The organism is Pseudomonas sp. PA-7-1E, from assembly GCF_021605325.1.
GTDB classification, from domain to species: Bacteria; Pseudomonadota; Gammaproteobacteria; order Pseudomonadales; family Pseudomonadaceae; genus Aquipseudomonas; species Aquipseudomonas fluorescens_BV.
Map to the genome: position 1 here is coordinate 25794 of NZ_WKFA01000040.1, position 25099 is coordinate 50892.

A 25099-nucleotide genomic window follows, 5' to 3' on the forward strand; every position below is an offset into this window, starting at 1 on the left:
AAGACCTCCCTTAGTTGTTCCAGTCGCTACTTGTTCGATTTCCCCAGGGCCTTGGCCACCAGTTGTTCGTAGAGTTCGGCGTAGGGTTCCACGGCCTGGCACCAGTTGAACGGCTGGGTCATGGCACGGCTGCGCATGGCATTGAGCAGACCGGGGAAGGCGAACACCTTGAAGGCGCGGCGCAGCGCCTCTTCGTAGCTTTGCACCGTGGATTCATTGAACAGGAACCCGGTGACGCCATCCTCAATGGTGTCCGCCAGCCCGCCGGTGTTACGCGCCACCGGCAACGAGCCGAAGCGTTGCGCGTACATCTGGCTCAGCCCGCAGGGCTCATAGCGTGACGGCATCAGCAGGAAATCGCTGCCGGCGAACATGCGGCGCGCATCGGTCTCGTTGAAGCCAATGCGTACGCCCACCTGGCCCGGGAAGCGCAGTGCCAATTCGCGCATGGCCTGCTCTTCTTCCGGCTCGCCACGGCCGATGATCGCAATCTGGCCGCCGTTTTCGACGATGAAACCGGCGACAGCTTCGGTGAGGTCCAGGCCTTTCTGGTAGACCAGGCGCGAGACCACAGCAAACAGCGGACCACTGGATGGCTGCAGCTCAAACAGCTCGCGCACGTGGGCGGCGTTGATGGCTTTGCCTTCCCAATCGCCGATATTGAAGTTGTGGGTGAGGTGCGTGTCGGTGGAGGTTTCCCAGCTTTCGTCGATGCCGTTGGGAATGCCGCTGAGCAGGCCTTGCTGGGTCTTGCTGGCGAGGAAGCCATCCAGGCCACAACCGAATTCCGGGGTGGTGATCTCCTGGGCGTAAGTGGCGCTCACGGTGGTGATATGGCTGGAATACGCCATGCCCGCCTTGAGAAACGACATCTTGCCGTAGAACTCCATGCCTTCCTGTTGCAGGGCGTGGGGCGGAATGCCCAACTCAGGCGTCGAGGCCAGGCTGACCACGCCCTGGTAGGCCAGGTTATGAATGGTGAACAGAGTTGGCGTACGTGACCCACGCCAGTGCATATACGCGGGGGCCAGGCCCGCAGGCCAGTCGTGGGCGTGCACCAGGTCTGGGCACCAGTGGATTTGTGCAAGGTTGGCGGCAATGTCCGCGGCAGCCAAGCCCAGGCGGGCGAAGCGAATATGGTTGTCCGGCCAGTCGCGGCCGTTGTTGGCGCCGTAGGGCGTGCCTTCGCGCTCATACAGTTCGGGGCAGATCAGCACATAGATGACCAGGCCGTCCTTGAGGTCCATACGCCCGATCTTGCACGGTGGCAACGCGGCATGGCCACCCAGTTCACCGACGATATGAATCGGGTTATCGCTTTCCATCACTTGCGGGTAACCCGGAATCAGCACCCGCACATCATGCAGGTGCGCCATGGCGCGGGGCAGGGCCGCGGAGACGTCGCCCAGGCCGCCGGTTTTCACCAGGTCCGCGAACTCGGAAGTGACAAACAAGACTTTCTTTCGATTCGGATTCTGACTCACGACCGGCCGCACAGTGTTGGGCAGGTCGGCCAAAGACTTTGGCCCTCCTGCCGGCTGACTAAAACGCTCTCCCTGAGTATCTACTGCGGCACTGATCATAATGCACTCCCATCTGTTGGTTGGCTAATGGCCCGCTGCCATCGGCTCCGAGTGACCGCATCCTGCGGCCAGGCACACAAGCGCTATACAAGCTGGCAAGGCGTATGCCAGTTGCAACGTCGGCTTAAAAAGATTGGATGAGCGGGCATTCGGCCTGAAGCGCGCGTGCTCGCCCTTACCTAAAACTTGACCAGCGGCAGGTTTCGAAAGTTTAGATTTTTTGCGGGGTTTTTGTTTTGGAACGGACCCATCGGTCATGAGTCTAGGACAGATCCCAGCGCCTGCTGGGTTTTCATGCAGATTTTGTAGGACAAAAAACTTTTATCGATATGCCCCTGTGGCGAGGGAGCTTGCTCCCGCTGGGACGCGTAGCGGCCCCAAAATTTTGGGAGCGCTGCGCACTCCAGCGGGAGCAAGCTCCCTCGCCACAGGGGGGGGTGCACTTTAATGGTGCGTCAGGCGAGCCCGCGAATGGGCACACCCTTGGCCCAGGCTTGGATATCTTCGATCATCTGCTGATAGAACTGCCGGTAATTCTGCTCGCTCACATACCCCACGTGTGGCGTTGCGAGCACATTGGGCAAGCGGCGAAACGGGTGGTCAGCCGGCAGCGGTTCCTCGGCAAACACATCCAGCGCCGCCCCGGCCAGGCGTCCGCTGCGCAATGCTTGCAGCATTGCCTGCTCATCCACAATCGGCCCGCGTGCGGTATTTACCAGGCGCGCTGTGGGCTTCATCCAGCCCAACGCTTGCGCATCCACCAGACCACGGCTGCGCTCGCTGAGCACCAGGTGGATGGTCAGAATATCCGCCTGCTCAAACAGCTCGCGCTTGCTGACCCAGGTCACCCCCGATTCAGCCGCGCGCTCCGGTGTGAGGTTTTCACTCCAGGCAATCACCCGCATGCCAAACACCTGGGCGAACCTTGCGACTTTCTGGCCAATACTGCCCAGCCCCAGGACGCCCAATGTCTTGCCGTGCAGGTCGCCGCCCAGGCCGACCTGCCATCCGCCCCCGCGCAGCGAGTTGGCTTCGGCGAGCAGGTTGCGTGTAGAGGCCATGATCAAGGCCCAGGTCAGCTCCGGAGCTGCGTGTTTATAGCTGTCGGTGCCGCACACCTGGATGCCCAGGGCCTTGGCTGCGGGAAGGTCAATGGCGGCATTGCGCATGCCGCCGGTCACCAGCAATTTGAGCTGGGGCAGCCCTTGCAGCAGGGCTTTGTCAAAGGTTGAGCGTTCGCGCATGAGGCAAATCACCTCGAATCCTTTCAAGCGCTCGATCATGGTGGCGGTATCGGCGGGGTAGTCGTGGAGAAAGTGCACCTTGCCCACGCTGTCCAGCGCCGACCAATCTGCCACGTCGCTGGCCACGTTTTGCCAATCATCCATCACTGCGATCTGTATCGACATGCACGCGGGCCTCGAAAAGTGGCAATTAAAGGGCGTTCAACCCGTGCAACAGGGCTTTATGAAACTGTTCCGGCTCTTCCATCTGGGGCGCATGGCCCAGGCCGGGGAACTCCACCAACGTGGCGCGGGGAATCAGCTTGGCCACCTGCTTGCCCAGTACCTCGTAATGACCAATTTTGGCCTTGACCGCCGCCGGCGCCACATCTTTGCCGATGGCGGTAGTGTCGCTGGTGCCGATCAGCAGCAGGGTGGGCACCTGCAAGTCTTTGAACTCGTAGTACACCGGTTGGGTGAAGATCATGTCGTAAATCAGCGCCGAGTTCCAGGCAACCTGAAGATGCCCCGGGCCTTGGTTCAGGCCGGCGAGCATGTCTACCCAGCGCTCGTACTCGGGTTTCCAGCGCCCAACGTAATAGGTGTTTCGCTCGTAGTTGCGTACACCGTCGGCGCTCAGTTTCAGCTCGCGCTGGTACCACTGGTCGACGCTCTGGTAGGGCACGCCGAGGGCTTTCCAGTCTTCCAGGCCAATGGGGTTCACCAGCCCCAACTGTTCGGTTTGCTGGGGGTACATCAGCGCATAGCGTGTGGCGAGCATGCCGCCGGTGGAATGGCCGATCACCGTGGCCTTTTGAATACCGAGCTTTTCCAACAGTTGATGGGTATTGGTCGCCAGTTGCTGGAAGCTGTACTGGTAGTGGTCGGGCTTGCTGGAGGTGCAAAAACCAATCTGGTCCGGGGCGATGACGCGGTAACCGGCGTCACTGAGCGCCTTGATCGAACCCTCCCAGGTAGCGCCGCAAAAATTCTTGCCGTGCATCAGCACCACGCTGCGGCCGTTTGGAGTGCCGGAGGCGGGGACGTCCATGTAGCCCATTTGCAGGGATTTGCCCTGGGATTGGAAGGCAAAATGATTCAAAGGGTAGGGGTATGCAAAGCCCTGCAACTCAGGGCCGTAGGTGTCAGCTAACACGGGCGCCGCGCTGACCGAAAACAAACCGGCTACGCATAATGTACGGATAAAAGGCATGGGTTTTGGCTCCGAGACAGATGCCCGGATGCTCTTTGCCCGCGATTAACGGGGGATTAACGCCCACTGCAACGTCAGCGCTGCGATTACGCCATAGCGCAGGCTTTTCGCCAGGGTTACCAGCAGTAGAAAACGCCACAACGGCTCACGCATCACGCCAGCCACCAACGTCAGCGGATCACCAATGATCGGCACCCAACTGAGCAACAACGTCCAGTGCCCCCAGCGTGCGTAATGGCTGCGAGCCTTGTCCAGCTGTTTGGCGCTCACCGGGAACCAGCGTCGCTCTTTGAAGCGCTCGACCGAGCGCCCCAGCAGCCAATTGACCAGCGAGCCCAGCACATTACCCAGGGTGGCGATGCCCAGCAGCAGCCAAAGGTTGTAATGCCCGCTGAGCAGCAGGCCGACCAGCACAGCTTCCGACTGCAGGGGCAATAACGTCGCGGCGCCAAATGCCGCGCCGAACAGCCCCAGGTACCCCATCAACACCGGTCAGTGAGCCGGGTAGTCCGCTACCACCACGTCTTCGCCGTCGCGGGTCAGGCCAATGATTTGATACGCCTCGCTGCGTCCGTCTACTTCCATGCCTGGCGAGCCCAATGGCATGCCCGGTGCGGCAAGGCCCAGCAGGTCGTTGCGCTTGCGCAGAGCCAGGACCTGCTCGGCGGGTACGTGGCCTTCGACGAACTTGCCGTCGATCACCGCGGTGTGGCAGGAGCCAAGGCGTGGCGCCACGCCCAAGCGTTGTTTCACCGCGCTCATGTCGGCTTCAACGTGGTCGTTGACCTTGAAACCGTTGCTCTCCAAGTGGCTGATCCACTTCTTGCAGCAGCCGCAGTTGGCGTCGCGGTGTACATCGATGGGGATCAGTTCGGCGGCCTGGGCCAGGGTGGTGGTAAACAGGGCACTGAGCAGGGCCAGTCGCAATGGGGTTTTCATCGTGGGTCTCACTGAAGGCGCGGCAATAAGCCGGGCATTCTCCCTGCTTTTGCAGGCATGTTTGCAATGTGATGTCGTGGTAATGTTTCTAAATTATACGAACCCCGGATTGTCCAGCCGCTGCTTGAGCCGGTCCAACGCAATCGCCGACAACGCGACCATGCGCTCATGCAAAGACGCCAGTTGCAGTTCAGTCTCGTAAGTCAGCACCCGTTTGAACAGGGTGCCGCCCTGATGAGCGCGCAAGCAGTAATGGATGCAACCGTCAACCGCCAGGGAGGTGAACACGGTCTTGAACTCGCTGGGGCGGCGGGCGATTTGTACGCGGTAACTCATGGGGACGCGTATGCCCAGCAGGTCGATGATTTCGGTAAAACGCGTGCCGACCGGTAATGAGCCGGTGGTGCCGGTGTCGGCGCTGAGGGAGGTGGGGTGCCACTCGTGCCAGCGGTCGGGCTGGGTCACATAGTCATAAACCGCCTCGATCGGCGCCTGGATGAAGCGTTCCTGACTGATCTGCTCCAAGCGGACCGAATGCTCAGTCGCGTGCATGACACACCTCCTGTGTGGCGGTTTTTACACTAGGAGTTGTGAGAATAGTCTGACTCCCATGCTTTGCACGAGAGTCGGCAGACCGTTGATCAATCCCGCTGAGAACGGCCCCCACAAGGGTTTCCAGCAAACGCTAGATATCCAGCATGGCCAGCACTTCTTTGGGGTAACGCAGGCCTGCGGTTGCATCGGCAGGGAAGATCGCATCCAGCGCAGCCAGTTCGTCAGCGCTGAGAGAAATCGACAGCGCCTCCACATTCTCTTGCAGATAGGTGCGCCGCTTGGTGCCGGGAATCGGGATGATGTAATCGCCTTGGGCCAATACCCAGGCCAGCGCCAGTTGCCCGGCCGTGACACCTTTGTCTGCCGCCAGGCTCTTGACCTGTTCTACCAGCAGCAGGTTTTTCGCAAAGTTCTCCCCCTGAAAGCGCGGGCTGAAGCGTCGGTAATCATCGGCGCCGAAATCATCCGGGCTCTTCAAGGCGCCGGTGAGAAAACCTCGGCCCAACGGGCTGTACGGCACAAACGCGATGCCCAGGCGCTGGCAGGCGGCGAGGCAACCATTGTCTTGCTGGTCGCGGCTCCACAGCGAATATTCACTTTGCAGGGCGCTGATGGGATGGACCTTATGCGCCCGTTCCAGAGTAGCGGCGGACGCCTCGCTCAGGCCCAGATAGCGCACTTTGCCCTGTTTCACCAGGTCGGCCATGGCGCCGACCGTTTCTTCGATGGCCACGTCGGGGTCGATACGGTGCTGGTAGTACAGGTCCAGCGTATCCACCCCCAGGCGTTGCAAGGTGCCGTCGATGGCGTTGCGGATATACTCGGGCCGGCCATTCACCCCGCGCACTACGGGGTTGGCAGGGTCGCGCACAATCCCGAATTTACTGGCCAGGAAGACCTGGTCGCGCTTGCCGGCAATAGCCTTGCCGATCAGTTGCTCATTGGTGTGCGGGCCGTACATGTCCGCGGTATCGAGAAAGTTGACGCCCAACTCCAGGGCGCGGTGCAAGGTTGCGGTGGCTTCGGTGGTATCGGTGCCGGGCGTGTAGAAATCGGTCATGCCCATGCAGCCAAGGCCGATGGCAGACACATGCGGGCCGTTTTTACCGAGTTGTCGAGTGTGCATAGGGAAGCTCCTTGTGATGAGGGGCCCATTGTTACCCTTGAAAAAATGCAGATAAACCCGCTAAAAGTGCTATCACTGTTCGTAATATCTAAACAATTTCCCACGGGAGCATTCTCTTGGATCGTTTTAACGCCATGCGCGTGTTCACTCGGATTGTTGAATTGGGCGGGTTTGCCAAGGCCGCCGACAGCCTGCAATTGCCACGCGCCTCCGTGACGATCCTGATCAAGCAACTGGAGGCCCATCTCGGCGTGCAACTGCTGCAGCGCACCACGCGCCACGTCAGCCCGACCCTGGATGGCGCGGCGTACTACCAACGTTGCGTGCAGTTGCTGACCGATCTTGAGGAAACCGAGGCGGTGTTCTCCACGCGGCGCCAGAATCCCCGGGGCACATTGAGCATCGATATGCCCTCAGGCATTGGGAGCTTGATTGTCATTCCGGCTTTGCCAACGTTTACCGCGTTGTACCCACAGATCGAGTTGGAGATCGGCCTCAATGACCGGCCAGTGGATCTGATTCGCGAAGGCGTCGATTGCGTGTTGCGCGGTGGTCAGGCCCTGGATGAATCGCTGGTTGCACGCCCCTTGGCGATGATGGAACAACTGACCCTGGCCAGCCCCGCGTACCTTGAACGCATGGGCACGCCCACTTGCCTGGAGCAGTTGGCGGGTCACCAAATGGTCGAGTACGTGTCCAGCGCCAGCGGTAAACGTTTTGGCCTGGAATTTCTGCTGGGCAGCGAGTTGCATCCGATCAACCTGCCGAAAGTGGTTGCCGTGAACAGCTCTGCCGGTTACTTCGCTGCGTGCGAAGCCGGCTACGGGCTGATCCAGGCACCTCGTTATCACGCCCTGCGCCAACTGGCCGAGGGCACGCTGGTGCAGGTGCTCCCAGATGTGGCAGTGCCGAAGATGGCGCTGACTGCGTTGTACCCGCCTCATCGGCAGTTGTCGCAGCGGGTGAGGGTGTTCGTCGATTGGCTGGTGCAGTTGTGCGGTCGGCCCGGCACCGGCTTGCAAGGCTAGGCTTGCGCCCTGCGATAGGCGCCAGGCTGTTGCCCGGTGACTTTATGGAAGGCTCGGGTAAACGCCGCCACCGATTGATACCCGGCCGCCAGCGAAACCTCGGCCACCGTCTGGTCCGCCTTGAGCAACCCACAGGCGTGGCGCATGCGGATCATCAGCAGCACTTGCCCGGGCGACTGCCCACACAGTTCGCTGAAGCGCTTGAAAAACGCCGAGCGCGACAACCCGGTACAGGCCGGCATGCTTTCCAGGCTCCAGGGCTCGGCGGGGCGGGCGATCAATTGCTCCAGCAAATGTGCGAACGCCGGTGCCCGGCCCAGCGCCGCAAGGCCGCCAAGCTCGGTGTTGTCGAGCACTTGCTGGCGCAGCACATACAGAAACAGCAGGTGGCACAGGCGCTCAAGCAGCGCGGAAGAGGGCGCTGGGGTGCGTGCGCATTCTTGCAGGATCAATTCGAACAGGTTGCGTGCAGCCATCAGCGACGGGTCGCCGGCGCGCAGGATGATCCAACTGGGCAGGGTGTCGACGATCAGCGTCGACAATCCGGATTGGAAGTGAAAGAAACCGCAGACTAGTCCTACGCCGTCCGTGGCCGTGCTATCGAGAGGCAGCATCGAGCGGCGTGGGCACTGCTGGGCGCCGGCCGCCGTGGCTTGGCCGGAAAGCCTGAAGGCAAAGTCACGCAGCAGGAACACCGCGTCACCATTGTTCAGGTGTTGGGGCGTTGGATCACCGTCGATATGCAGCCAGCATTCGCCTTGCACAATCAAGTGGAAGCTCGCCTGCGCCAGGCCATGGGTGCTCGCGTGCCAGTCACCACAATAACGGCCGACGTGAAACAGGCTGGTGTTGAGTTCGAGGCTATCTAATAACCAATCGACAAGTACATCGGACGAATTCATCTAATGGAAAGACTCAAGAGCAAGTAATCGCTACTTTAGCCTATTGAGCGCTTTTTTTAGAACCAACAGACTGGGGCATTCAAACCCAACAGGAGTCCACTTCATGTCCCGTGTACCGTTGCTCACGCCTGAAACCGCACCGGAAGCCGCCAAGCCCTTTCTGGAAAACGCGCTGAAAGGCTCGGGTTTTATCCCTAACCTACTGGGCGTACTGGCCAACGCACCGGCTGCGCTGGAAACCTACATCACCGTCTCCGGCTTGAATGCCAAGGCCGAGCTGAGCCTGGCCGACCGTGAAGTGGTGCAACTGATTGCTGCTACTACCCACGGTTGTGATTTCTGCGTCGCCGGCCACACGGCGGTTGCCCGCAACAAAGCCAAGTTGCCCGAGGAGGTGATCGAGGCCTTGCGCCGCCGGGGTGAGTTGCCTGACGCGCGCTATGAGACACTTGCCGCGTTTACCCGTGAAGTGATCGCCACCCGTGGGGATGTGAGTGACGCGGGCTTTGAGGCGTTCCGCGCCGCTGGCTACACCGACGGCCACGCGCTGGAAGTCATCCTGGGTGTCAGCCTGGCAACCCTGTGCAACTTCGCCAACGTGTTTGCCCGCACCCCGCTGAACCCGGAGCTGGCGCAATACCGTTGGGAAAAACCGGCCAACTGATTCGGCGTTGGCCCACCTGCTGTAAAAGGAGAGACATGAATGCTTGACCCAATCTTGAGCCGTTGGCTCGATGTTCAAGCGCAGGCCCTGGACGTGGGCAGTTGCGATCCACAGGAAGTGCTGCCACGGCTGGCAGAAGCCAATATTCTGAGAATCGGCGTGCCCACCCACCTGGGCGGCCTGGGCGGCGATGTGGCGGGTGCGGTCGAGGCCATCGCCAATGTGGCCAGCCATTCCCTGGCTGCGGCGTTTGTGTGCTGGGGCCAGCGCTCGTTTATCGAGTACCTGCTGCAGAGCCCCAATCAGCGCTTGCGCGAGCAGCTGATGCCAGACCTGCTCAGCGGCAAGTTGGCCGGCGCCACCGGGTTGTCGAATGCGATGAAGTTCCTGTCGGGTATCGAGACGTTGCAGATCAGCGCCGAGCCCAACGACCACGGTTGGATCCTCAACGGTCGCCTGCACTGGGTGACCAACTTGCGCAAGAATGGCTTTGTCGCTGCGGCGGCCATCGAGCATGCCGGGGGCGGCGCGCCATTTATCCTGGCCATTCCGGATTCGGTGGCCGGGTTGCAGCGCTCCCGTGACCTGGAGCTGCTCGGGCTGCAATCGAGCAACACCGCAGCGCTGGGCCTGGAAGGCGTGGAGCTGAGTCGCGAGTGGTTGTTGCACGAGGATGCGCGCAAGTTTTTACCGGCGGTACGCCCGGCGTTTCTAGGCTTGCAGTGCGGTATGTCGATTGGTTTGGCACGGCGTTCCCTGGCTGAAGTAGCCCACCATTTGGGCGCCAGTCGTACCGTGTTGCGCGACGAGCTGGAAGCCCTGCGCGCAACGCTGGATCATCTGGTCAACGAGCTTGAAAAGGGGCTGTTGGCCGGGCGCTTTACCGCCGAGCCCATACCGCTGTTCAAACTGCGTATCGCCTTGGCCGAAACCGCCGCCAGCGCTGTGCAGCTTGAACTGCAAGCCAGCGGTGGCAAGGCCTACCTGACCGCCCACGGCAGCGGCTTTGCCCGGCGCTGGCGCGAGTCGGCCTTTGTACCGATCGTAACGCCCAGCCTGGTGCAACTGCGTACCGAGCTACACCGCCAGGCCAGTCTATGAGCCAGGCGGTATTGACGGCCCAGGGCATTTGCCTGGGGTACGGCAGCGGGCCGGTGTTGCAAGGCTTCGACTTGCACTTGCAACCGGGTGAAGTGGTGTCGATCCTGGGCCCCAGCGGCGTGGGCAAATCCAGCCTGCTGCGGGTGCTGGCTGGCTTGCAGGTACCTCAATCTGGCCGTGTGCAGGTATTGGGCGAGCCATTGAGCGGCCCGCATCCGCGCGTGGTGGTGGCCTTTCAAGACCCGAGCCTGCTGCCTTGGTTGACCCTGGAAAAGAACGTCGCCTTTGGTCTGGATTTCGCCCGCCAACCGCACTTGAGTGGTGAAGAGCGCCGCCGGCGTGTCGACCACGCCATTGCAGCGGTAGGGCTGGAACCTGCGCGCCAGCAGTTCCCGGCGCAATTGTCCGGTGGCATGGCCCAGCGCACGGCATTGGCTCGCTGCCTGGCGCGTCAGCCACAAGTGTTGCTGCTCGACGAACCCTTCGGCGCCCTGGACGAAGTGACCCGCGCCGACATGCAGCACCTGTTGCTCAAGGTCAATCGTGAGCAGGGCTCGGCGGCGGTATTGATCACCCATGACATCGACGAAGCGCTGCTGCTGTCGGACCGCATCTTGCTACTGGGTAACCGCCCGGCGCGGACGTTGGGCGAGTGGGCTATCGATTTGCCGCATCCACGGGAAGAACAGGTCGAGGCCATCGGCGCGCTGCGTATCGAAATTTTGAAAACCTTACGGCAGGCGAGCCGCCCTCAACCCAACCCCCTTGAGCGACAGGAGTTTACTTATGTGTCTGGATGACCTGGCCCACTCGCGCCGTGACTTTCTCAAACTCTCCGCCGTGCTCAGTGCCGCCGGCGCCTTGCCTCTGCTGAGCAGCCTGCAGGCGCGTGCCGCCAACGAGCCCGACGCGCCGGTGCGTATTGGCTATCTACCTATCACTGACGCCACGCCACTGCTGGTGGCCCACAACAATGGCCTGTTCGAAGCCGAAGGCATCAAGGCCGAGCGGCCAGTGTTGTTGCGCAGTTGGGCCCAGGTGATCGAGGCGTTTATCTCCGGCCAGGTCAACGTGATACACCTGCTGTCGCCAATGACCGTATGGGCGCGCTACGGCAGTAAAGTGCCGGCCAAAGTCGTGGCGTGGAACCATGTGGGCGGTTCGGGCTTGACCGTATCCCCAGGTATTACCGACGTGAAGCAACTGGGTGGCAAGTCGGTGGCGATTCCGTTCTGGTACTCGATCCATAACGTGGTGGTGCAGCAACTGTTCCGCGATAACGGCCTCACGCCGGTCACTCGTGCCACCGGCAGTTCGATTGCCGCCAATGAGGTCAACCTGATCGTGTTGCCGCCCTCGGACATGCCTCCGGCCCTGGCCAGCAAACGCATCGACGGCTACATCGTCGCCGAACCGTTCAATGCCCTGGCAGAAAACCTCAAGGTCGGTCGCGTGCAGCGCTTCACGGGTGACGTGTGGCGCAACCACGCGTGCTGCGTGGTGTTCATGCACGAGCACGACCTGGCCAACCGTCCGGAGTGGTCGCAGAAGGTGGTGAACGCCATCGTCAAGGCCCAGGTGTGGACCCGCAACAACCGTGAAGAGGCGGTGAAGCTGCTGTCCAAGGATGGCCCGAACCGTTACACGCCCCATGCCGAACCGGTGTTGAGCAAAGTCCTGGCGCCGGCGGCCAGCGACCGCGCCTCCTACGTGGCCGACGGCGCGATCCAGCACGCCAACTGGGACGAGCATCGCATCGACTTCCAACCGTACCCGTTCCCCAGCTACACCGAAGAACTGGTGCGGCGCTTGAAGGACACCCTGATCGAAGGCGACAAAAAGTTTCTCACGGACCTGGACCCAGCCTTCGTGGCCAAGGACCTGGTGGACGACCGCTTCGTGCGCAACGCGATCGAAGCCGTGGGTGGCATGCAGACCTTCGGTTTGCCGGATGGTTATGAGCGGCACGAGGAGATCGGCGTTTGAACAACAGCAGAATCCCCGGCTGGTGGCTGGGGCTGAGTGGCTTGGCGGGTTTGTTGGTGCTGTGGTGGTTGGGCGTGAAAGTGTTCGGCGAGGCCGATGGCCTGTCGGCGCGCTTTTCCCTGGCGGCCACCGCCAGCAGCTTGTGGGAATTGCTCGGGCGGGGTGAGTTGTACCTGCATATCGCCGTGAGCCTGAAGCGTATTTTCGTCGGGCTGTTTATCGCGTTGTTGGTAGGCGTACCCCTCGGGCTGCTGGTGGGCAGTTCGCGTAACCTGGAGGCGGCGACCACGCCAGCGTTCCAGTTTCTGCGGATGATTTCGCCGCTGTCCTGGATGCCGATCGTGGTGATGCTGATGGGCGTGGGCGACCAGCCAATCTATTTCCTGCTGGCCTTTGCCGCTGTCTGGCCGATCATGCTCAACACCGCAGCGGGCGTGCGTCAGCTCGACCCGCGCTGGTTACAGTTGAGCAAGAGCTTGAGCGCCACGCGTTGGGAAACCTTGCGCCGGGTGGTCATTCCTGGCGTGGTAGGGCATGTGCTGACCGGCGTGCGCCTGGCCATCGGCATCCTGTGGATCGTGCTGGTGCCCTGCGAAATGCTCGGGGTCAGTGCGGGGCTGGGGTATTACATCCTCGACACCCGTGATCGGCTCGCGTATTCGGAGTTGATGGCGATGGTAGTGGTGATCGGGGTGCTGGGGTTCGCGCTGGATGCGTTTGCGCGTTGGTTGCATCGGCGGTGGGTGCATGGCGGCTAAGTGGTGGAAACCGGCGTCGAGGCTCCGAACCCGCCTGACGAGTAGGTAATGTCGATGCAGTAACGCGTGAAGCCCCCAAGCGTGCTGCACGCGTTGTGCACGAAGCGTTATCCGGATGCAGATCAGCGGCGCTGGTAACCGCCACCACCCTCATAGCGGTGATCATGCCAGCCCCCGCCGCGCGGGAAGAAGAAACAACCGCCCAGGCTCAGCATGATCATCAGTGGAACCAGCAGGATGAGTCGTCGCAGCATTTCACAGTTCTCCAAGGGGTATTCGCAAGGCCTGTCAGGCGGAGGGCAAGCCAAAACTTTTCATCGCCTGTAACATAAGACCCTGCCGAAACCGCGCCATCCCCGTGACTGGGTATGTGCTTGGCATGCACGGCGATACACAGTGGATACATTCTTCAGGTTCAGGAACTCGTCATGACCCAAAAGCAACGCTTGAAATACTCGCTTCTGATTGCCCTGGCTGTACTGGGCGCGATGTTCGGCCTGTCTTATCTGCAGAACACAGGCGTGATCAGTGAAAAAACCTTCCAGTACCTGGCCATCGCGATTGCCGTGGTCGTCGTCGTGATCAACGGCATCATGCGCCGCAAGGTCAAGCCTAACTTCTGACGGGCGTCAGTCAGGCACGACCTTCGAGTACCTTGGCAGCCTCTTCATGGAGGCTGTAGCTCTTGTCAGCGTTGAGGGTGATCACGCCCTCGCTGCATAGACGCTTGAGTACCTCGCGCACGCTGAGAAACGACAACGGTATGCCCAGCTCCAGCAAATGGCTGTGCACGCCGCGTACCCCGAGGGTGCGCTGGTTGTCGGCGGCAGTGAGGAGGGCGTCGATGACCTTCAGCCGGATCAGGCTGGTGCGCAAACCGAAACACTTGAGCAAATGGCGGATGCGCTGGTTGCCCTGCTGTTCGGGCGCGTTACCGAACGCCCGTGCGTCGTTGCCATAGTGGGTATCTGCGGCCTTTGAATGTCCATCCGTGGGCACTTGCGGGTTATACATGCAAAAACTCCTTTTCAGAGCCTGATCAGGAAAAAGATGGTGCTCTTGGGTAATAAGACGAACGAGTGACGCAAATCATGAAACGATGGATGTAGAAAATTTGTCGGTATCAGGTTTGTCACATCCCCTGCGCCGTCGATAGGCAACCTTGTGCGGTTAAATTTTGCCGGGCGATGTGCGTTCTTACGGTGGGGTAACCATCCCTCGTGAGGCTGTTCAATTTGACTGTGGAGTCGGCGTGATTATTTCCAAGGGGTTGTCCAGAGTGGGCACGGCAGGGCTGTTACTCGCCATGAGCCTGGCCGTATCGGCACGCGAGCAAGTGACGCAAACGTCGGCGGATATACGGCGTACCAGTTATGGCGTGCCGCATATTCGCGCCTCTGATGAGCGGGGCCTGGGGGTGGGTATGGGTTACGCCTATGCCCAGGACAACCTGTGCCTGCTGGCCAATGAAATAGTCACGGTCAATGGCGAGCGGGCCAGGTTTTTCGGGCCGGACCAGGCGACCCTGGAGGAGCGCAACAACCTTGCCAGCGATGTGTTCTTCAACTGGCTGAATACACCCGAGGCCGTTGCGGCATTCTGGAAAGCCCAGACGCCCGAGATGCAACAGCGCATCGAAGGGTACGTGGCCGGCTACAACCGTTATCTCAAGGATAAGGGCGCACCCGCACAGTGCCAGGCCGCGTGGGTACGGCCCTTGGTAGTGCAAGACCTGGTGAAGTTGACCCGCAGGCTATTGGTGGAAGGGGGCATCGGCCAATTTGCCGAAGCCTTGGTCGGGGCAGCGCCGCCGCAGGCCACCGCGAGTGTGCAGCCCGGTGCCAAAGCCTTTGCCATGGCCGCCGCCAACCAGCAACGCTTCACGCTGGATCGAGGCAGCAATGCCGTTGCCGTGGGCCGTGACCGCTCATTCAATGGCCGTGGCATGCTGCTGGCCAACCCGCATTTCCCGTGGGTGGGCGGCATGCGTTTTTACGAGATGCACCTGACCATCCCGGGCCAGTTGGATGTGATGGGCGCCGCACTGCCAGGGCTGCCCGTGGTGAACATCGGTTTCAACCAGCATGTGGCGTGGACTCACACCGTGGACACGTCCAAACACTTCACCCTGTACCGCCTGACCCTCGACCCCAAGGACGCCACCCGTTACCTGCTGGACGGCAAGTCCATCCCCCTGGATAAAACCGCCGTAACGGTACAGGTCAAGCAAGCTGATGGCAGCCTCAAGGCCGTGACCCACACCGTCTACAGTTCGCAGTTCGGCCCCGTGGTGCAATGGCCGGGCAAGCTCGACTGGGACAACCACTACGCCTTCAGCCTGCGCGACGCCAACCTGGGCAACGACCGGGTGCTGCAACAGTGGTACGCCATGAATCGCGCCGGTAGCCTCAAGGAGCTGCAAACCTCAGTGCATACCCTGCAAGGCATCCCCTGGGTCAACACCCTGGCCGCCGATGACCAGGGCCAAAGCCTGTACATGAACCTGTCGGTAGTGCCCAACGTCAGCGCCGCCAAGCTGGCAAAATGCAGCGACCCACGGGCCGGCCTGCAAATGATCATGCTCGACGGCGCCCATAGTGCCTGCGCGTGGGACATCGACCCGCGCGCGGCCCAGCCGGGTATCTTCCCGGCCGACCAGTTGCCCCAGTTGCAACGCACCGACTACGTGCAACACTCCAACGATTCCGCCTGGATGGCCAACCCCAAGGCGCCGCTAAGTGGCTTTTCGCCGGTGATCAGCCAGGACAACATCGGCCTCGGCCCGCGTGCGCGCTTCGCGCTCCAGCGCCTGCAAACCCTCGAGCAGCAGCCGATCACCGTCACTGATCTGCAAGACATGGTCATGGACAACGAGGTGTACCTGGCGGGCCAAGTCATGCCCGACCTGCTGACGTTCTGCGCCAAACACCTGGGCGCTGACGCCGCTACGCTACAGCCGCTGTGCACCAGCCTGAAAAACTGGGACCAGCGCGCCAACCTCGACAGCGGCGTCGGCCTGGTGCACTTCATCAACCTGGTGCAGCACCTGCAGCAAATCCCTGACGCCTGGCGCGTGGCCTTCGACCCGGCCCATCCCCTGACCACCCCTAGCGGCCTCGCCATCGACCGCGCCCCGGTCGCCAAGGCCCTGCGCGCAGCCATGCTGGCCTCCAGCGCTGAGGTCAGCAAACTGGGGCAGACCCGCTGGGGCGATATCCAAGTCTCCGGCCAAACCCCCATCCACGGCGGCCCGCAAGAACTCGGTATCTACAACGCCATGCAAACCGTGCCCCGCGCCGACGGCAAACGCGAAGTCGTCAGCGGCACCAGCTACCTGCAAATCGTCAGCTTCGACGACAAAGGCCCCAACGCAGTCGGCGTCCTGGCATTCTCCGAGTCCAGCAACCCGGCGTCCGCCTATTCAAAGGACCAGACCCAAGCCTTCTCCGAGAAAAAACTGCGCCCATTGCCCTTCACCGAGGCCCAGATCAAGGCCGACCCGCACTACCAAATCCACACGGTGAAGGAGTAGGGCAGAGGCGCAACCCCCTGATGCCAAGGCAGAATATTTTTTGAAATCAAGGGGTTGCAGGCCTAGGCAAATGAGTACATAATGGCGCCCATCGAACGCAATGAAGCATTAAAAACTTCAATGTATTCAATGAGTTAGAGTAGAGGCAGGCTTCACGTAGCCCACTCAAGTTTGTATGCGGTGAATGTCAGCAACCAGGGCATTGATCGTTTGAGGCCGAGTAGCAAAATGGTTATGCAGCGGATTGCAAATCCGCCTACGCCGGTTCGATTCCGACCTCGGCCTCCACTCTTGGAAACCCCGTAGATTAACGTCTACGGGGTTTTTTATTGCCTTTGATTTGAGAAGTGTTCCGCAACTTTTGGGATGTGTTCCGCAACCCTACTCAATTGTTGATCGCTGACTGAGTTACGACAGGCAGGCGTCTTTCTGCCTCGTCGACAATCAGTGCGATGGTTTTTCTGGCGATGGGTGACAGCGTGCGGCCGGCATGAAATACGATAGTTTCGGGGATATAGCGCAGATGTACGGGGATCGGGGGCTGGATTTTATTGATTAGATCGATCAGCACCCCACTCTCCAGATCAGGCACTAGCCAAGATTGCCAAGTGAGCAGTAGCGCGTCGCTAGTCAGCGTGGCCTGACGCAGGCAGTTCAGCTCATTGCACACCAACGTCCACGGCAGTAGCGTCGTCGAGGGCATTCCGAATAGCGCCCGGGCGTGCACGTCGTCCGTGGTCACGGCAGCCCACGGGTAGGCGAGTAGCTGCTGATACGTCACCGGCTCGGCCTGTCGAGCCAGTGGGTGCTCGTGGCGACAGAAGATAGAGGCCTGTTGTGGCGGCAAACTCCGAACGTCAAAGCGTGGGTCCACACCCTGCTCGACCCGTACGCTCGCTACGACAAACTCGATGTCTTCCTGTGCCAGTTGGTTGGCCAGGTGATGCCAGTAATTGACCTCAGGCGTCACCACCAGCTTGGGCGCGTTCTTGCGCAAGGCCAGCAGCACGTTGGGAAGAGTGGTGTTGGCGGTCATCATGCCGACGCCGAAGTTGAGTTCGCCTCCCAGCCCCCCGGCGATGTCGCTGGCCTCCGCGACCAGCTTGTCGGCGCACGCCAGCATCTCGCGCGCCCGAGCAATGAGCTGGTGACCGGCGCATGTCAGCGTCACTGAACGGGTGTCCCGATCGAACAGGCGTACCCTTAGGTCTTTTTCCAGCGATTGGATGCTACGGCTGAACGCCGTCTGCGAAAGATGGGCTCGCTCCGCGGCCCGGGAGAAGTGTAGTTCCTCTCCAAGCAAGACCAGGTGACGAATTCGCTTCAAGTCAATTAAGTCGCCCATTGCATCAATTACTCTTCATATTTGCATTGGACGGTTGTACCTCACTCCCAGAAACTTCGCCAGAGTTTGCGCTTGGCTGGCAGCCTGTGCGTTTGCGTTTCGATGTTCCGCAACGATGACGGCCGGCTCAACTTTAAAAAGGGCGAGACATTTTCGAAGATCTTCAAAGGCATTCACGACCTGCAATTGAGTACAGAGCTGCGGGGTGATCTTGCGGCCTTAGGTCTAATGGGTTGCCCTGAACGCAAAAGGCCTGCCGACCACCCGATTGTTACGCAATCCAAGTAATCAAGCGTGCGAAGGAGACAAACATGCAAGTGAAAACAGACGCTCTGCCAACCCTGCAGGGCAGCGCGCCCCTGTCATCTGCCCTAACCCAGGCTGACGTCCAGCCGCAGTTACTCAGCGCGGACGCCAGCGATCCGCAGGTCATAGGCTGGATGCAAGGTTCACCTCCGGTGCCGGAAAAGGTCGTGCGGTTCAGCAGCATTCTGCAGTTTCCGCAGACGCGCTGGTCGTTCTCGCATCTGCGCGAGCTGTTGCCAAGCGTGCAGGTCGCGCGTGGAAAGGGAGCAGCCAGCCCGTTACCTCGCGCCGAACGCAAAGACATCGACGCCCTGGTCTTCACTCCACTGGGCAGTGACCGCACTATGACATGGGAACAGTCACTGAAGGCCAACTACACCGATGGGATCTTGGTACTGCACCGTGGGCAAGTGGTCTATGAACGCTACTTCGGCGCGTTGACTGATCAGGGCCAGCACATTGCGATGTCGGTCACCAAATCTTTTATCGGCACCTTGGGAGCGATGCTGGTCGAGGAAGGTAGTATCGACCCACAGGCGAAGGTCAGCCACTACGTTCTGGAGTTGAAGGACAGTGCATTTGGCGATGCCACGGTACGCCAGGTAATGGATATGACAGTCGGTGTTCGCTACTCGGAAGAATACGTCGACCCCAAAGCGGAAATCTGGGAGTACTTACGAGCCGCCCATATGATACCGCGGCCGGATGGGTACGCCGGCGCTACCACGGTGACCGAATACCTGATGAAACTGCGCAAAGAGGGCGAGCACGGCCAGGCCTTTGCTTACAAGACGGTCAATACCGAGGTTTTGTCCTGGGTGATCCAGCGCGCGACGGGTAAATCCGTCGCGGTCAATCTACAAGAGCGCATCTGGAGCAAGCTGGGCGCCGAGCAGGACGCCTACTTGATCGTCGATGAGGTGGGTACCGCCCTTGCCGGTGGCGGTTTCAACACCTCGTTGCGCGACTTGGCCCGTTTCGGCGAGATGATGCGCCTGGACGGCACGTTTAATGGCCAGCAGATCGTGCCCAAGCGCGTGATCGCGGATATTCGCGGGGGCGCCAGCCAGCAAGACTTCGCCAAGGCGGGCTATGAGCTGCTGCCAAACTGGAGTTATCGCGACATGTGGTGGGTGTCCCACGACACTCATGGTGTCTACTCGGCGCGTGGGCTCAACGGACAAAGCGTGTATATCGACCCCAAGGCGAAAATCGTCATTGTGCGTTATGCCTCGCACCCCCTGGCTAACAGTTCGAACTTCGATCCGACTACCTTGCCCGCCTATCGAGCGGTGGCCAATCACCTGATGGCCAACTCACTATAGTGCGATGAAAAGCGGTAATAGCAGGCATTGGAGAGTGGGCGGCAGTGTTCCGCGATGTACCGTTCGCCAATGCTGACTCGTTGACCAGCGCAGGTCTGAACGATTACTTATTTAACTTTTATATTTATACTGGGTGATACTGTGGGCTCACTAACTAATCCTCAAAAACCTAGTTTTAGAAGTTGCGCACTTATAGCATATCTTTTGCTGATCAGACGAAAATCCGTTTATGGCTCCTTGGATAAAGTGCTCAAGAGTTTTCGAAAGTCACGAGAGCAGGGTCCTGCAAGACCAACTATTAAAATGCACAAAAAAATCTCTATCGAGCTTCAAATAGTTGATGGTATCGAAGTCTATAGGCTAGCTCCTAAAAATGCCCAAGCAAACGCCAAACATATTTTCTATCTTCATGGTGGTGCTTACGTTTGGCCTATCACATTTCAGCACTGGCGCTTCCTTCAAACGTTAGTCGAAAGATATGGCTATATTATCATAGTGCCGCTTTACCCTCTTGCACCAGAGACCAAATGTAAAATCGTTATTTTTCGCATGTTATCTATATATAAGCTTGCTTGCTTTAACGCTCGATGTCACGCAATGAACGTAATGGGCGACTCAGCTGGCGGCGGCCTTGCAGTTGCCCTCTGCTACGCGTTGACAGACATCGGATGTATTCAACCTACAAAATTAGTATTGATCTGCCCATGGATGGATGTCACTTTGAGTAACGAGTTGATATCAAAAACGGAGAAGTCAGATCCAATGCTCTGCGCGAGAGGTTTAAGAGCGGCCGGCATGATGTATGCGGGAGGTCTCGGCACGGACCACGACTACGTAAGCCCGATTAATGGAAATCCAGAAAATCTACCTCCGATCCTTATTTTCGCTGGCACGCGCGATATTGCTCACCACGATGCAATCAATTTCTTTGAGAAAACGTTGGCACTCGGAGGTGAGGTTCAGTTGCATATAGGGCGAGGAATGATTCACGTATGGCCAATCTTTCCGATACCTGAAGCGAAACAAGCCATGGAGAAAATAGCTTGTTTCCTTTAGCGTTAGTGCGAATGCCAACTGTCAATTAAATCTGGCATTCATGCAGAAGGTGGGAATCACACGTGAAACAAGGTCATTTTATCGCAGCGTTAGCTTGGCGCTTTAACGGCGCCCGTCTAGATTGGGTTTTCACCAATCGCTGTACAGCTTCCATATGGATTACCTTAATAAGATGATGACTATCCATTGTGCATCGCCGGCACCAACTTGGCAGCAATCAAAGAACGCACAGGCATTGTTCGCTTTGTCGATAAGCTTGCCTTTGAGACACATAGAGTGAGCGCTTTTAATAAATATCCTCTTGGCTAAATAACTTTGTTTGGACACTAAGATCTCGCGGCTAACGACGGCGTTGAAATTGCGATGCCGATGTCATGCTGCAGAGCGAACGGAGGGCGATTCTTCGTAACGTAAAGCACGGTAATTGTAATGTATGGTAGGTATCCCAAGCGCGGTAGGTTCGTCATGCGATTAGCGGCGGTGATGTTATCGTGCTATGTCTACGTGAGCGCTCTTTCACCATGCGCATCTGCGGACAATGTAATGCTAAAAAATGGTGACCGTATCAGCGGAGACATAATTTTGATGGAGGGCGCAAATCTTGTTCTAAGTACGAGTTATGGAGGCGATATAACGATCAGTAAGGACCAGATTCAAACTTTGGAAAGCAAGCAACCGCTCATGGTAAGGCAAGTGGGCCAGTTGCAACGAACGGTTGAATCGATTCGGGCCAGTCCGCGAGGTAATGTGCAGCCTGTTGTAGGCGTTGGTTTGAATTTCGTCGACCTTAATAGTATCGATCAGATCATGAAACTCCAACCCAACCTCAAGGTTGCAATCTGGAAGGGGAATATTGACCTTGCGCTTCATGCTGAAAAGGTTAAGACAGAGAAGGATAGTGTTAACCTGGCAGTAAAAACAAGTTTTGTCAGTGGCCCTTGGCGCCATAGTGCGATTGCTCACGTCCGCGAAGACGACGATGAGGTTGCAAGTACGGCAAACTGGAGTGCCGAGTACTCTGTGATTCGTTTCCTCACCGATAGATGGTTTTGGGAAGGCGGCTTGAGTTACAAAAAAGACCAGATCGAGAGCCTACAAACTAGGCGAAAAATTGGCACCGGTCCCGGCTACCAATTCTGGGACGATCAATTAGGCAACCTTACCGTTGTTGCACTGCTAAATCGTATGCGATTCGGGTACTCAGGCGGTGGCAGTAATACGTTTTACTTCACATCTGCTCGCTGGGACTTCAAACGATATCTAGTCGGAAGAAAGTTTGAATTTTTCGCATCGGGTGAGCTGGGAAGGCCACTCAGTGATATAGCATACTATGCTTATGACTCTGAGCTAGGTTTGCGCTACAGCGTCACAGAATGGGCTTCCTTGAATTTGAAGTACGAACACGCGGTAATCGCAGGTAAGTCCGATAATAGCCACTTGGATAGTGCTAGATATACAGCCGGTTTTGGTGTGAACTGGTGATGTATATTTTGGCTGCATCCACGATGCTGAGGCCGGGTGTACTATTTCCTAACAACCATCGAACGCTACGTTTTGGCAATGCCGAACGATTTTTATCCAAGGAGTAGCGCCAGCTAAAAGCCAAGGTCGCGAGGTGTAATTAGCCGACGCTTACAGCGTAACCTAATTCCTCCCGTTTTATTCAGGCGGGCGGCTTAGATACAAAAATTTAGTTCCGCCTGTGCAGGCGAGCGATGCCTATCCATTTCAATATCGGGAGATGAAGCGTGAGTCGTAGCAAAAAAATGTTGGGCTGTGTATTTGTTATTGCAGTGTTGGCAGGGGCGCTCTGGGGGGCATGGAAATGTTCATCACCCTCGGTTCAACCCTTTTCTTCGCTAAGACCGCAAGGCGGTCAAGGATCTCCGGACTTGACGGTGCGTTTTCTCGGGGCTGGCACATTGAGCTTCGATGATGGGGAGACAGCAATCATGGAGGACGGTTTTTTCTCACGGCCCAGTATTTTTTCGGTGCTACTGATGCCTATACAGCCTAATGAGCAGCGCATCGATGCAAGTTTGCGCAGCGCTGGCATTTCTAAGCTTGCAGCGATATTCGTCGCGCACTCGCATTATGACCATGTCCTGGACAGTGGCTTGGTGGCTCTCAAAACAGACGCTACCGTATTGGGTACAAAATCGACTGCCAACGCCGTTCTGGGTGCCGGATTACCTCCTGAGCGTATCAAGGTAATCAAAAACGGAGATTCTTTTTTGTTTGGTCAATTTCAAATCAAAGCCTTCGAGACCCCGCATTCACCACATCCCACCTCACCAGGCTTCATAGATCATCCGCTGCACCCCCCTGTCCCGGAGGGGGATTTCAAAGTTGGCGAAAACTTTTCATACCTGATCACTCATGGCAGCCGCCGTCTTTTGGTGATCGCCAGTGGTAATTACAGTCCAGGCAAGTTCAAGGATGTCAGGGCAGATGTGGTGTTTCTTGGCATCGGAACTTTAGGTAAACAAACCCCGGAGTTTGTCGCTCAATATTGGCAAGAGACGGTTGTCCAGACGGGCGCTAAAATCGTGATCCCGATCCATTGGGATAATTTTTTTGAGCCCTTGGACCAACCGTTGACCGCTATGCCGCGCATACTGGACGCTTTCGATCAGAGCATGGCCATGTTGCTCCCCCTGGCACAACGGGATGCTGTGAAGGTGCAACTGCCTGTCGCTTTCGCCCCTATCGATCTAGATGCCCGGTAGCCATCGAATAGGCCCGCCACACGGTTGGCCTACGGAAGCCACCGCCAAATTATGAAAACGCAAGGACGTAATTTTCTTAGAGAAACATGGGCGGTTATGGCATCAAAAATTAGCCCTGTGTGCCCGCTCTTGTGTCGGTTGCAGGCAGCAGTAATTAGCCAATGCCCGCTTTCTGTGAAGGAATGCTTTGGGTCGATAGTTGCCTTTCTTTCCGTTGTGTCGAAGGCCAAATTAGGGAGCGGATGAAGACGACGGCGATGCTGAGCCGGTTCGATTCCGACCTCGGTCTCCACTCTTAAAAACCTCGTAGATTAACGTCTACGGGGTTTTTTATTGCCTGGGATTTGGCAGCGCCTCTAACGCTGCGTGAAACTGAACCAAACAAATGATGTCCGATTGCTATCGGCCAAGTACGAGGTCTGCCAAGCACGCATTGGGTCTATGCTCAGTAAGGTCTCAAGCGACCTCCTCACGCCGTTTTAGCCGCGCGCTTATCCTGCCAGCGCAGGACGCCCGCACTCATCAAAGCTGACAGAGTGACCCATGAAACAAAAAATTCTTCTTGTAGCCGTGTGTGCTGCACTCATCCAAGGCTGTGCCGCCCCTTCCAAAAGCCATGAAGAATCACCTTCGATGCCGACTACCTCAGCCGCTGTAGCCAAGCCAACCTTATCCGCTTACGACTGGAACCTGGTCTCGGCAACGGATGCGTCGGGCAAGCCTCTTGTGGCGATGAACAAAGGCATCGAGCGCAAGTTGCGCGTTGCCTTCGGTGACAAGAACCTGAGCATCAGCGGTGGCTGCAATCGTCAGTTCGGCGGCTTTCACTATCAGGACGGAGTTCTGAAGGTTCAGCCACTGGCCTCTACGCTGATGGCCTGTGACAAGAGCCTGATGGACCTTGATGCCCAAGTAGGGCGGCTGTTCAAGGGTGATCTGCGCGCTGTGATCACCGGCGATAACGTGGCGCCGATGCTGCAACTGACGACAGCGGATGGCTCGGTGCTCAAGCTGCAAGGCGAGGCCACCCCGCAGACCCGCTACGGTAGCGAGGGTGAGGTCAAGTTTCTGGAAGTGGCGGCCAAGACGGTCAAGTGCAGCCATCCTTTGATCCCAGGTTATCAGTGCCTGCAAGTGCGCGAGCGTCGCTATGACGACGCGGGCCTGCAACTGGCGACCCAAGACACCTGGCATCCGCTGTACCAGCCTATCGAAGGCTTTGTGCATCATGACGGCGTGCGCACTGTGCTGCGGGTCAAACAGTACGAATGGAAGAATCCGCCAGCGGATGCGCCTTCGACGGTCTACGTGTTGGATATGGTGGTCGAGCAGGACGCTTCTGGCAGCAAGTAAGCGAACACAAACCCCGTAGATCAGCGTCTACGGGGTTTTTTATTGCCTGTGATTTATGCGTGTTTTCGACGAGTGACACGTCTAGATCAAGGGTCCTGGGTCGATCAGGGGTTGTCACGTGCGGATTTGCCGACTACCCTGAAAATGTTTGAATTATTACAAACAATTTCGGTGTGACTGTTTTTTAGGTCATACGGCTTCAGGACGAGGAACGAAAAATGTTTTCACATGAAGGTACTGCACTAGAGCTGCGGATTCCACGGTCATCTGGCCACCCATTCCATGAGCATCTGACCACCGATTCCACGGTGATCCGGCCACCCATTCCACGCGCATCCGGCCACTGATTCCACGGCCATCCGGCCACCCAACCGG

At 58.3% G+C, this 25099-nt stretch carries 24 protein-coding genes, 1 tRNA gene and 1 pseudogene; 15 read left to right on the forward strand and 11 right to left on the reverse strand.

The window, feature by feature from the left end:
* Positions 1-26 precede the first annotated feature (26 nt).
* The 7 genes from glgA to GIW79_RS21250 all read right to left on the reverse strand — a co-directional run bounded on the left by glgA (position 27) and on the right by GIW79_RS21250 (position 6639).
* Positions 27-1583: a glycogen synthase GlgA gene (gene glgA / locus GIW79_RS21220; protein WP_073521523.1), complete on the reverse strand. Its 1557-nt coding sequence runs from the start codon at positions 1581-1583 to the stop codon at positions 27-29.
* A 455-nt stretch (positions 1584-2038) separates the two neighbouring features.
* Entirely contained in the window at positions 2039-2992 is a 954-nt protein-coding gene (locus GIW79_RS21225) for a D-2-hydroxyacid dehydrogenase family protein (protein WP_181124260.1), read from the reverse strand.
* Between the two features lie 25 nt (positions 2993-3017).
* Positions 3018-4019 (reverse strand): alpha/beta fold hydrolase, encoded by a 1002-nt coding sequence (locus GIW79_RS21230; RefSeq protein ID WP_236455173.1) that lies wholly within the window; start codon positions 4017-4019, stop codon positions 3018-3020.
* 45 nt (positions 4020-4064) lie between these two features.
* Positions 4065-4508: a YqaA family protein gene (locus GIW79_RS21235; protein WP_236455172.1), complete on the reverse strand. Its 444-nt coding sequence runs from the start codon at positions 4506-4508 to the stop codon at positions 4065-4067.
* Between the two features lie 3 nt (positions 4509-4511).
* Positions 4512-4958, reverse strand: a complete 447-nt coding sequence (locus GIW79_RS21240; RefSeq protein WP_034127552.1) for a DUF411 domain-containing protein — start codon at positions 4956-4958, stop codon at positions 4512-4514.
* A gap of 93 nt (positions 4959-5051) precedes the next feature.
* Positions 5052-5510: an SRPBCC family protein gene (locus tag GIW79_RS21245; protein WP_054897383.1), complete on the reverse strand. Its 459-nt coding sequence runs from the start codon at positions 5508-5510 to the stop codon at positions 5052-5054.
* Between the two features lie 133 nt (positions 5511-5643).
* A complete protein-coding gene (locus GIW79_RS21250; protein WP_054897384.1) occupies positions 5644-6639 on the reverse strand; it encodes an aldo/keto reductase in 996 nt (331 codons plus the stop codon).
* 116 nt (positions 6640-6755) lie between these two features.
* Between GIW79_RS21250 and GIW79_RS21255 the strand changes: the two genes are divergently transcribed.
* Complete coding sequence (locus GIW79_RS21255; RefSeq protein WP_236455171.1) at positions 6756-7667, forward strand: LysR family transcriptional regulator; 912 nt, start codon at positions 6756-6758, stop codon at positions 7665-7667.
* On the opposite strand, the gene GIW79_RS21260 is transcribed toward GIW79_RS21255, so the two are convergent.
* The gene (locus tag GIW79_RS21260; protein WP_236455169.1) at positions 7664-8569 is read right to left on the reverse strand and encodes an AraC family transcriptional regulator; all 906 of its coding nucleotides are present in this window, start codon (positions 8567-8569) and stop codon (positions 7664-7666) included. The two genes, GIW79_RS21255 and GIW79_RS21260, sit on opposite strands and share 4 nt — an antisense overlap.
* Positions 8570-8672: 103 nt before the next feature.
* Between GIW79_RS21260 and GIW79_RS21265 the strand changes: the two genes are divergently transcribed.
* The 5 genes from GIW79_RS21265 to GIW79_RS21285 are packed head-to-tail and all read left to right on the forward strand — an operon-like array spanning position 8673 to position 13078.
* On the forward strand, positions 8673-9233 hold the full coding sequence (locus GIW79_RS21265; protein WP_054897387.1) for a carboxymuconolactone decarboxylase family protein: 561 nt from the start codon (positions 8673-8675) through the stop codon (positions 9231-9233).
* Between the two features lie 39 nt (positions 9234-9272).
* A complete protein-coding gene (locus tag GIW79_RS21270) occupies positions 9273-10334 on the forward strand; it encodes an acyl-CoA dehydrogenase family protein (protein WP_089041776.1) in 1062 nt (353 codons plus the stop codon).
* On the forward strand, positions 10331-11134 hold the full coding sequence (locus GIW79_RS21275; protein WP_057975802.1) for an ABC transporter ATP-binding protein: 804 nt from the start codon (positions 10331-10333) through the stop codon (positions 11132-11134). Before GIW79_RS21270 ends, GIW79_RS21275 begins: the two co-directional genes overlap by 4 nt.
* Positions 11121-12320, forward strand: a complete 1200-nt coding sequence (locus GIW79_RS21280) for an ABC transporter substrate-binding protein (protein WP_034127545.1) — start codon at positions 11121-11123, stop codon at positions 12318-12320. Before GIW79_RS21275 ends, GIW79_RS21280 begins: the two co-directional genes overlap by 14 nt.
* Positions 12317-13078, forward strand: a complete 762-nt coding sequence (locus tag GIW79_RS21285; protein WP_054897391.1) for an ABC transporter permease — start codon at positions 12317-12319, stop codon at positions 13076-13078. Before GIW79_RS21280 ends, GIW79_RS21285 begins: the two co-directional genes overlap by 4 nt.
* A 122-nt stretch (positions 13079-13200) precedes the next feature.
* On the opposite strand, the gene GIW79_RS29635 is transcribed toward GIW79_RS21285, so the two are convergent.
* Positions 13201-13332: a hypothetical protein gene (locus GIW79_RS29635; protein WP_254914091.1), complete on the reverse strand. Its 132-nt coding sequence runs from the start codon at positions 13330-13332 to the stop codon at positions 13201-13203.
* 174 nt (positions 13333-13506) lie between these two features.
* Between GIW79_RS29635 and GIW79_RS21290 the strand changes: the two genes are divergently transcribed.
* Positions 13507-13701 carry a hypothetical protein gene (locus tag GIW79_RS21290; RefSeq protein ID WP_014718591.1) on the forward strand — a complete coding sequence of 65 codons (195 nt, stop codon included), beginning with the start codon at positions 13507-13509 and terminating at the stop codon, positions 13699-13701.
* A 10-nt stretch (positions 13702-13711) separates the two neighbouring features.
* Here the strand turns inward: GIW79_RS21290 and GIW79_RS21295 are convergent, their stop codons facing one another.
* Entirely contained in the window at positions 13712-14092 is a 381-nt protein-coding gene (locus GIW79_RS21295; RefSeq protein WP_034127544.1) for a hypothetical protein, read from the reverse strand.
* A gap of 238 nt (positions 14093-14330) precedes the next feature.
* Here GIW79_RS21295 and pvdQ point away from each other — a divergent pair, with 238 nt between their 5' ends.
* Both pvdQ and GIW79_RS21305 read left to right on the forward strand, forming a co-directional pair.
* Entirely contained in the window at positions 14331-16610 is a 2280-nt protein-coding gene (pvdQ, locus tag GIW79_RS21300; protein ID WP_236455165.1) for a bifunctional acylase PvdQ, read from the forward strand.
* Between the two features lie 214 nt (positions 16611-16824).
* A tRNA-Cys gene (locus tag GIW79_RS21305) sits at positions 16825-16898 on the forward strand.
* Positions 16899-16995: 97 nt separating this feature from the next.
* Here GIW79_RS21305 and GIW79_RS21310 read toward each other — a convergent pair.
* Complete coding sequence (locus tag GIW79_RS21310; RefSeq protein ID WP_236455163.1) at positions 16996-17955, reverse strand: LysR family transcriptional regulator; 960 nt, start codon at positions 17953-17955, stop codon at positions 16996-16998.
* A gap of 111 nt (positions 17956-18066) precedes the next feature.
* On the opposite strand from GIW79_RS21310, the pseudogene GIW79_RS29875 reads away from it, so the two are divergent.
* From GIW79_RS29875 to GIW79_RS21335, 6 genes and pseudogenes are all read left to right on the forward strand, one after another.
* Positions 18067-18144 (forward strand): annotated as a pseudogene (locus tag GIW79_RS29875) (hypothetical protein); the annotation flags it as partial.
* A 122-nt stretch (positions 18145-18266) separates the two neighbouring features.
* Positions 18267-19586: a serine hydrolase domain-containing protein gene (locus GIW79_RS21315; RefSeq protein WP_236455161.1), complete on the forward strand. Its 1320-nt coding sequence runs from the start codon at positions 18267-18269 to the stop codon at positions 19584-19586.
* Between the two features lie 303 nt (positions 19587-19889).
* Positions 19890-20642, forward strand: a complete 753-nt coding sequence (locus tag GIW79_RS21320; RefSeq protein WP_236455159.1) for an alpha/beta hydrolase — start codon at positions 19890-19892, stop codon at positions 20640-20642.
* Between the two features lie 543 nt (positions 20643-21185).
* Positions 21186-22124, forward strand: a complete 939-nt coding sequence (locus GIW79_RS21325; protein WP_236455158.1) for a DUF481 domain-containing protein — start codon at positions 21186-21188, stop codon at positions 22122-22124.
* 266 nt (positions 22125-22390) lie between these two features.
* The gene (locus tag GIW79_RS21330; protein ID WP_236477414.1) at positions 22391-23371 is read left to right on the forward strand and encodes an MBL fold metallo-hydrolase; all 981 of its coding nucleotides are present in this window, start codon (positions 22391-22393) and stop codon (positions 23369-23371) included.
* A gap of 633 nt (positions 23372-24004) precedes the next feature.
* The gene (locus tag GIW79_RS21335; RefSeq protein ID WP_236456649.1) at positions 24005-24724 is read left to right on the forward strand and encodes an META and DUF4377 domain-containing protein; all 720 of its coding nucleotides are present in this window, start codon (positions 24005-24007) and stop codon (positions 24722-24724) included.
* Positions 24725-25099 lie beyond the last annotated feature (375 nt).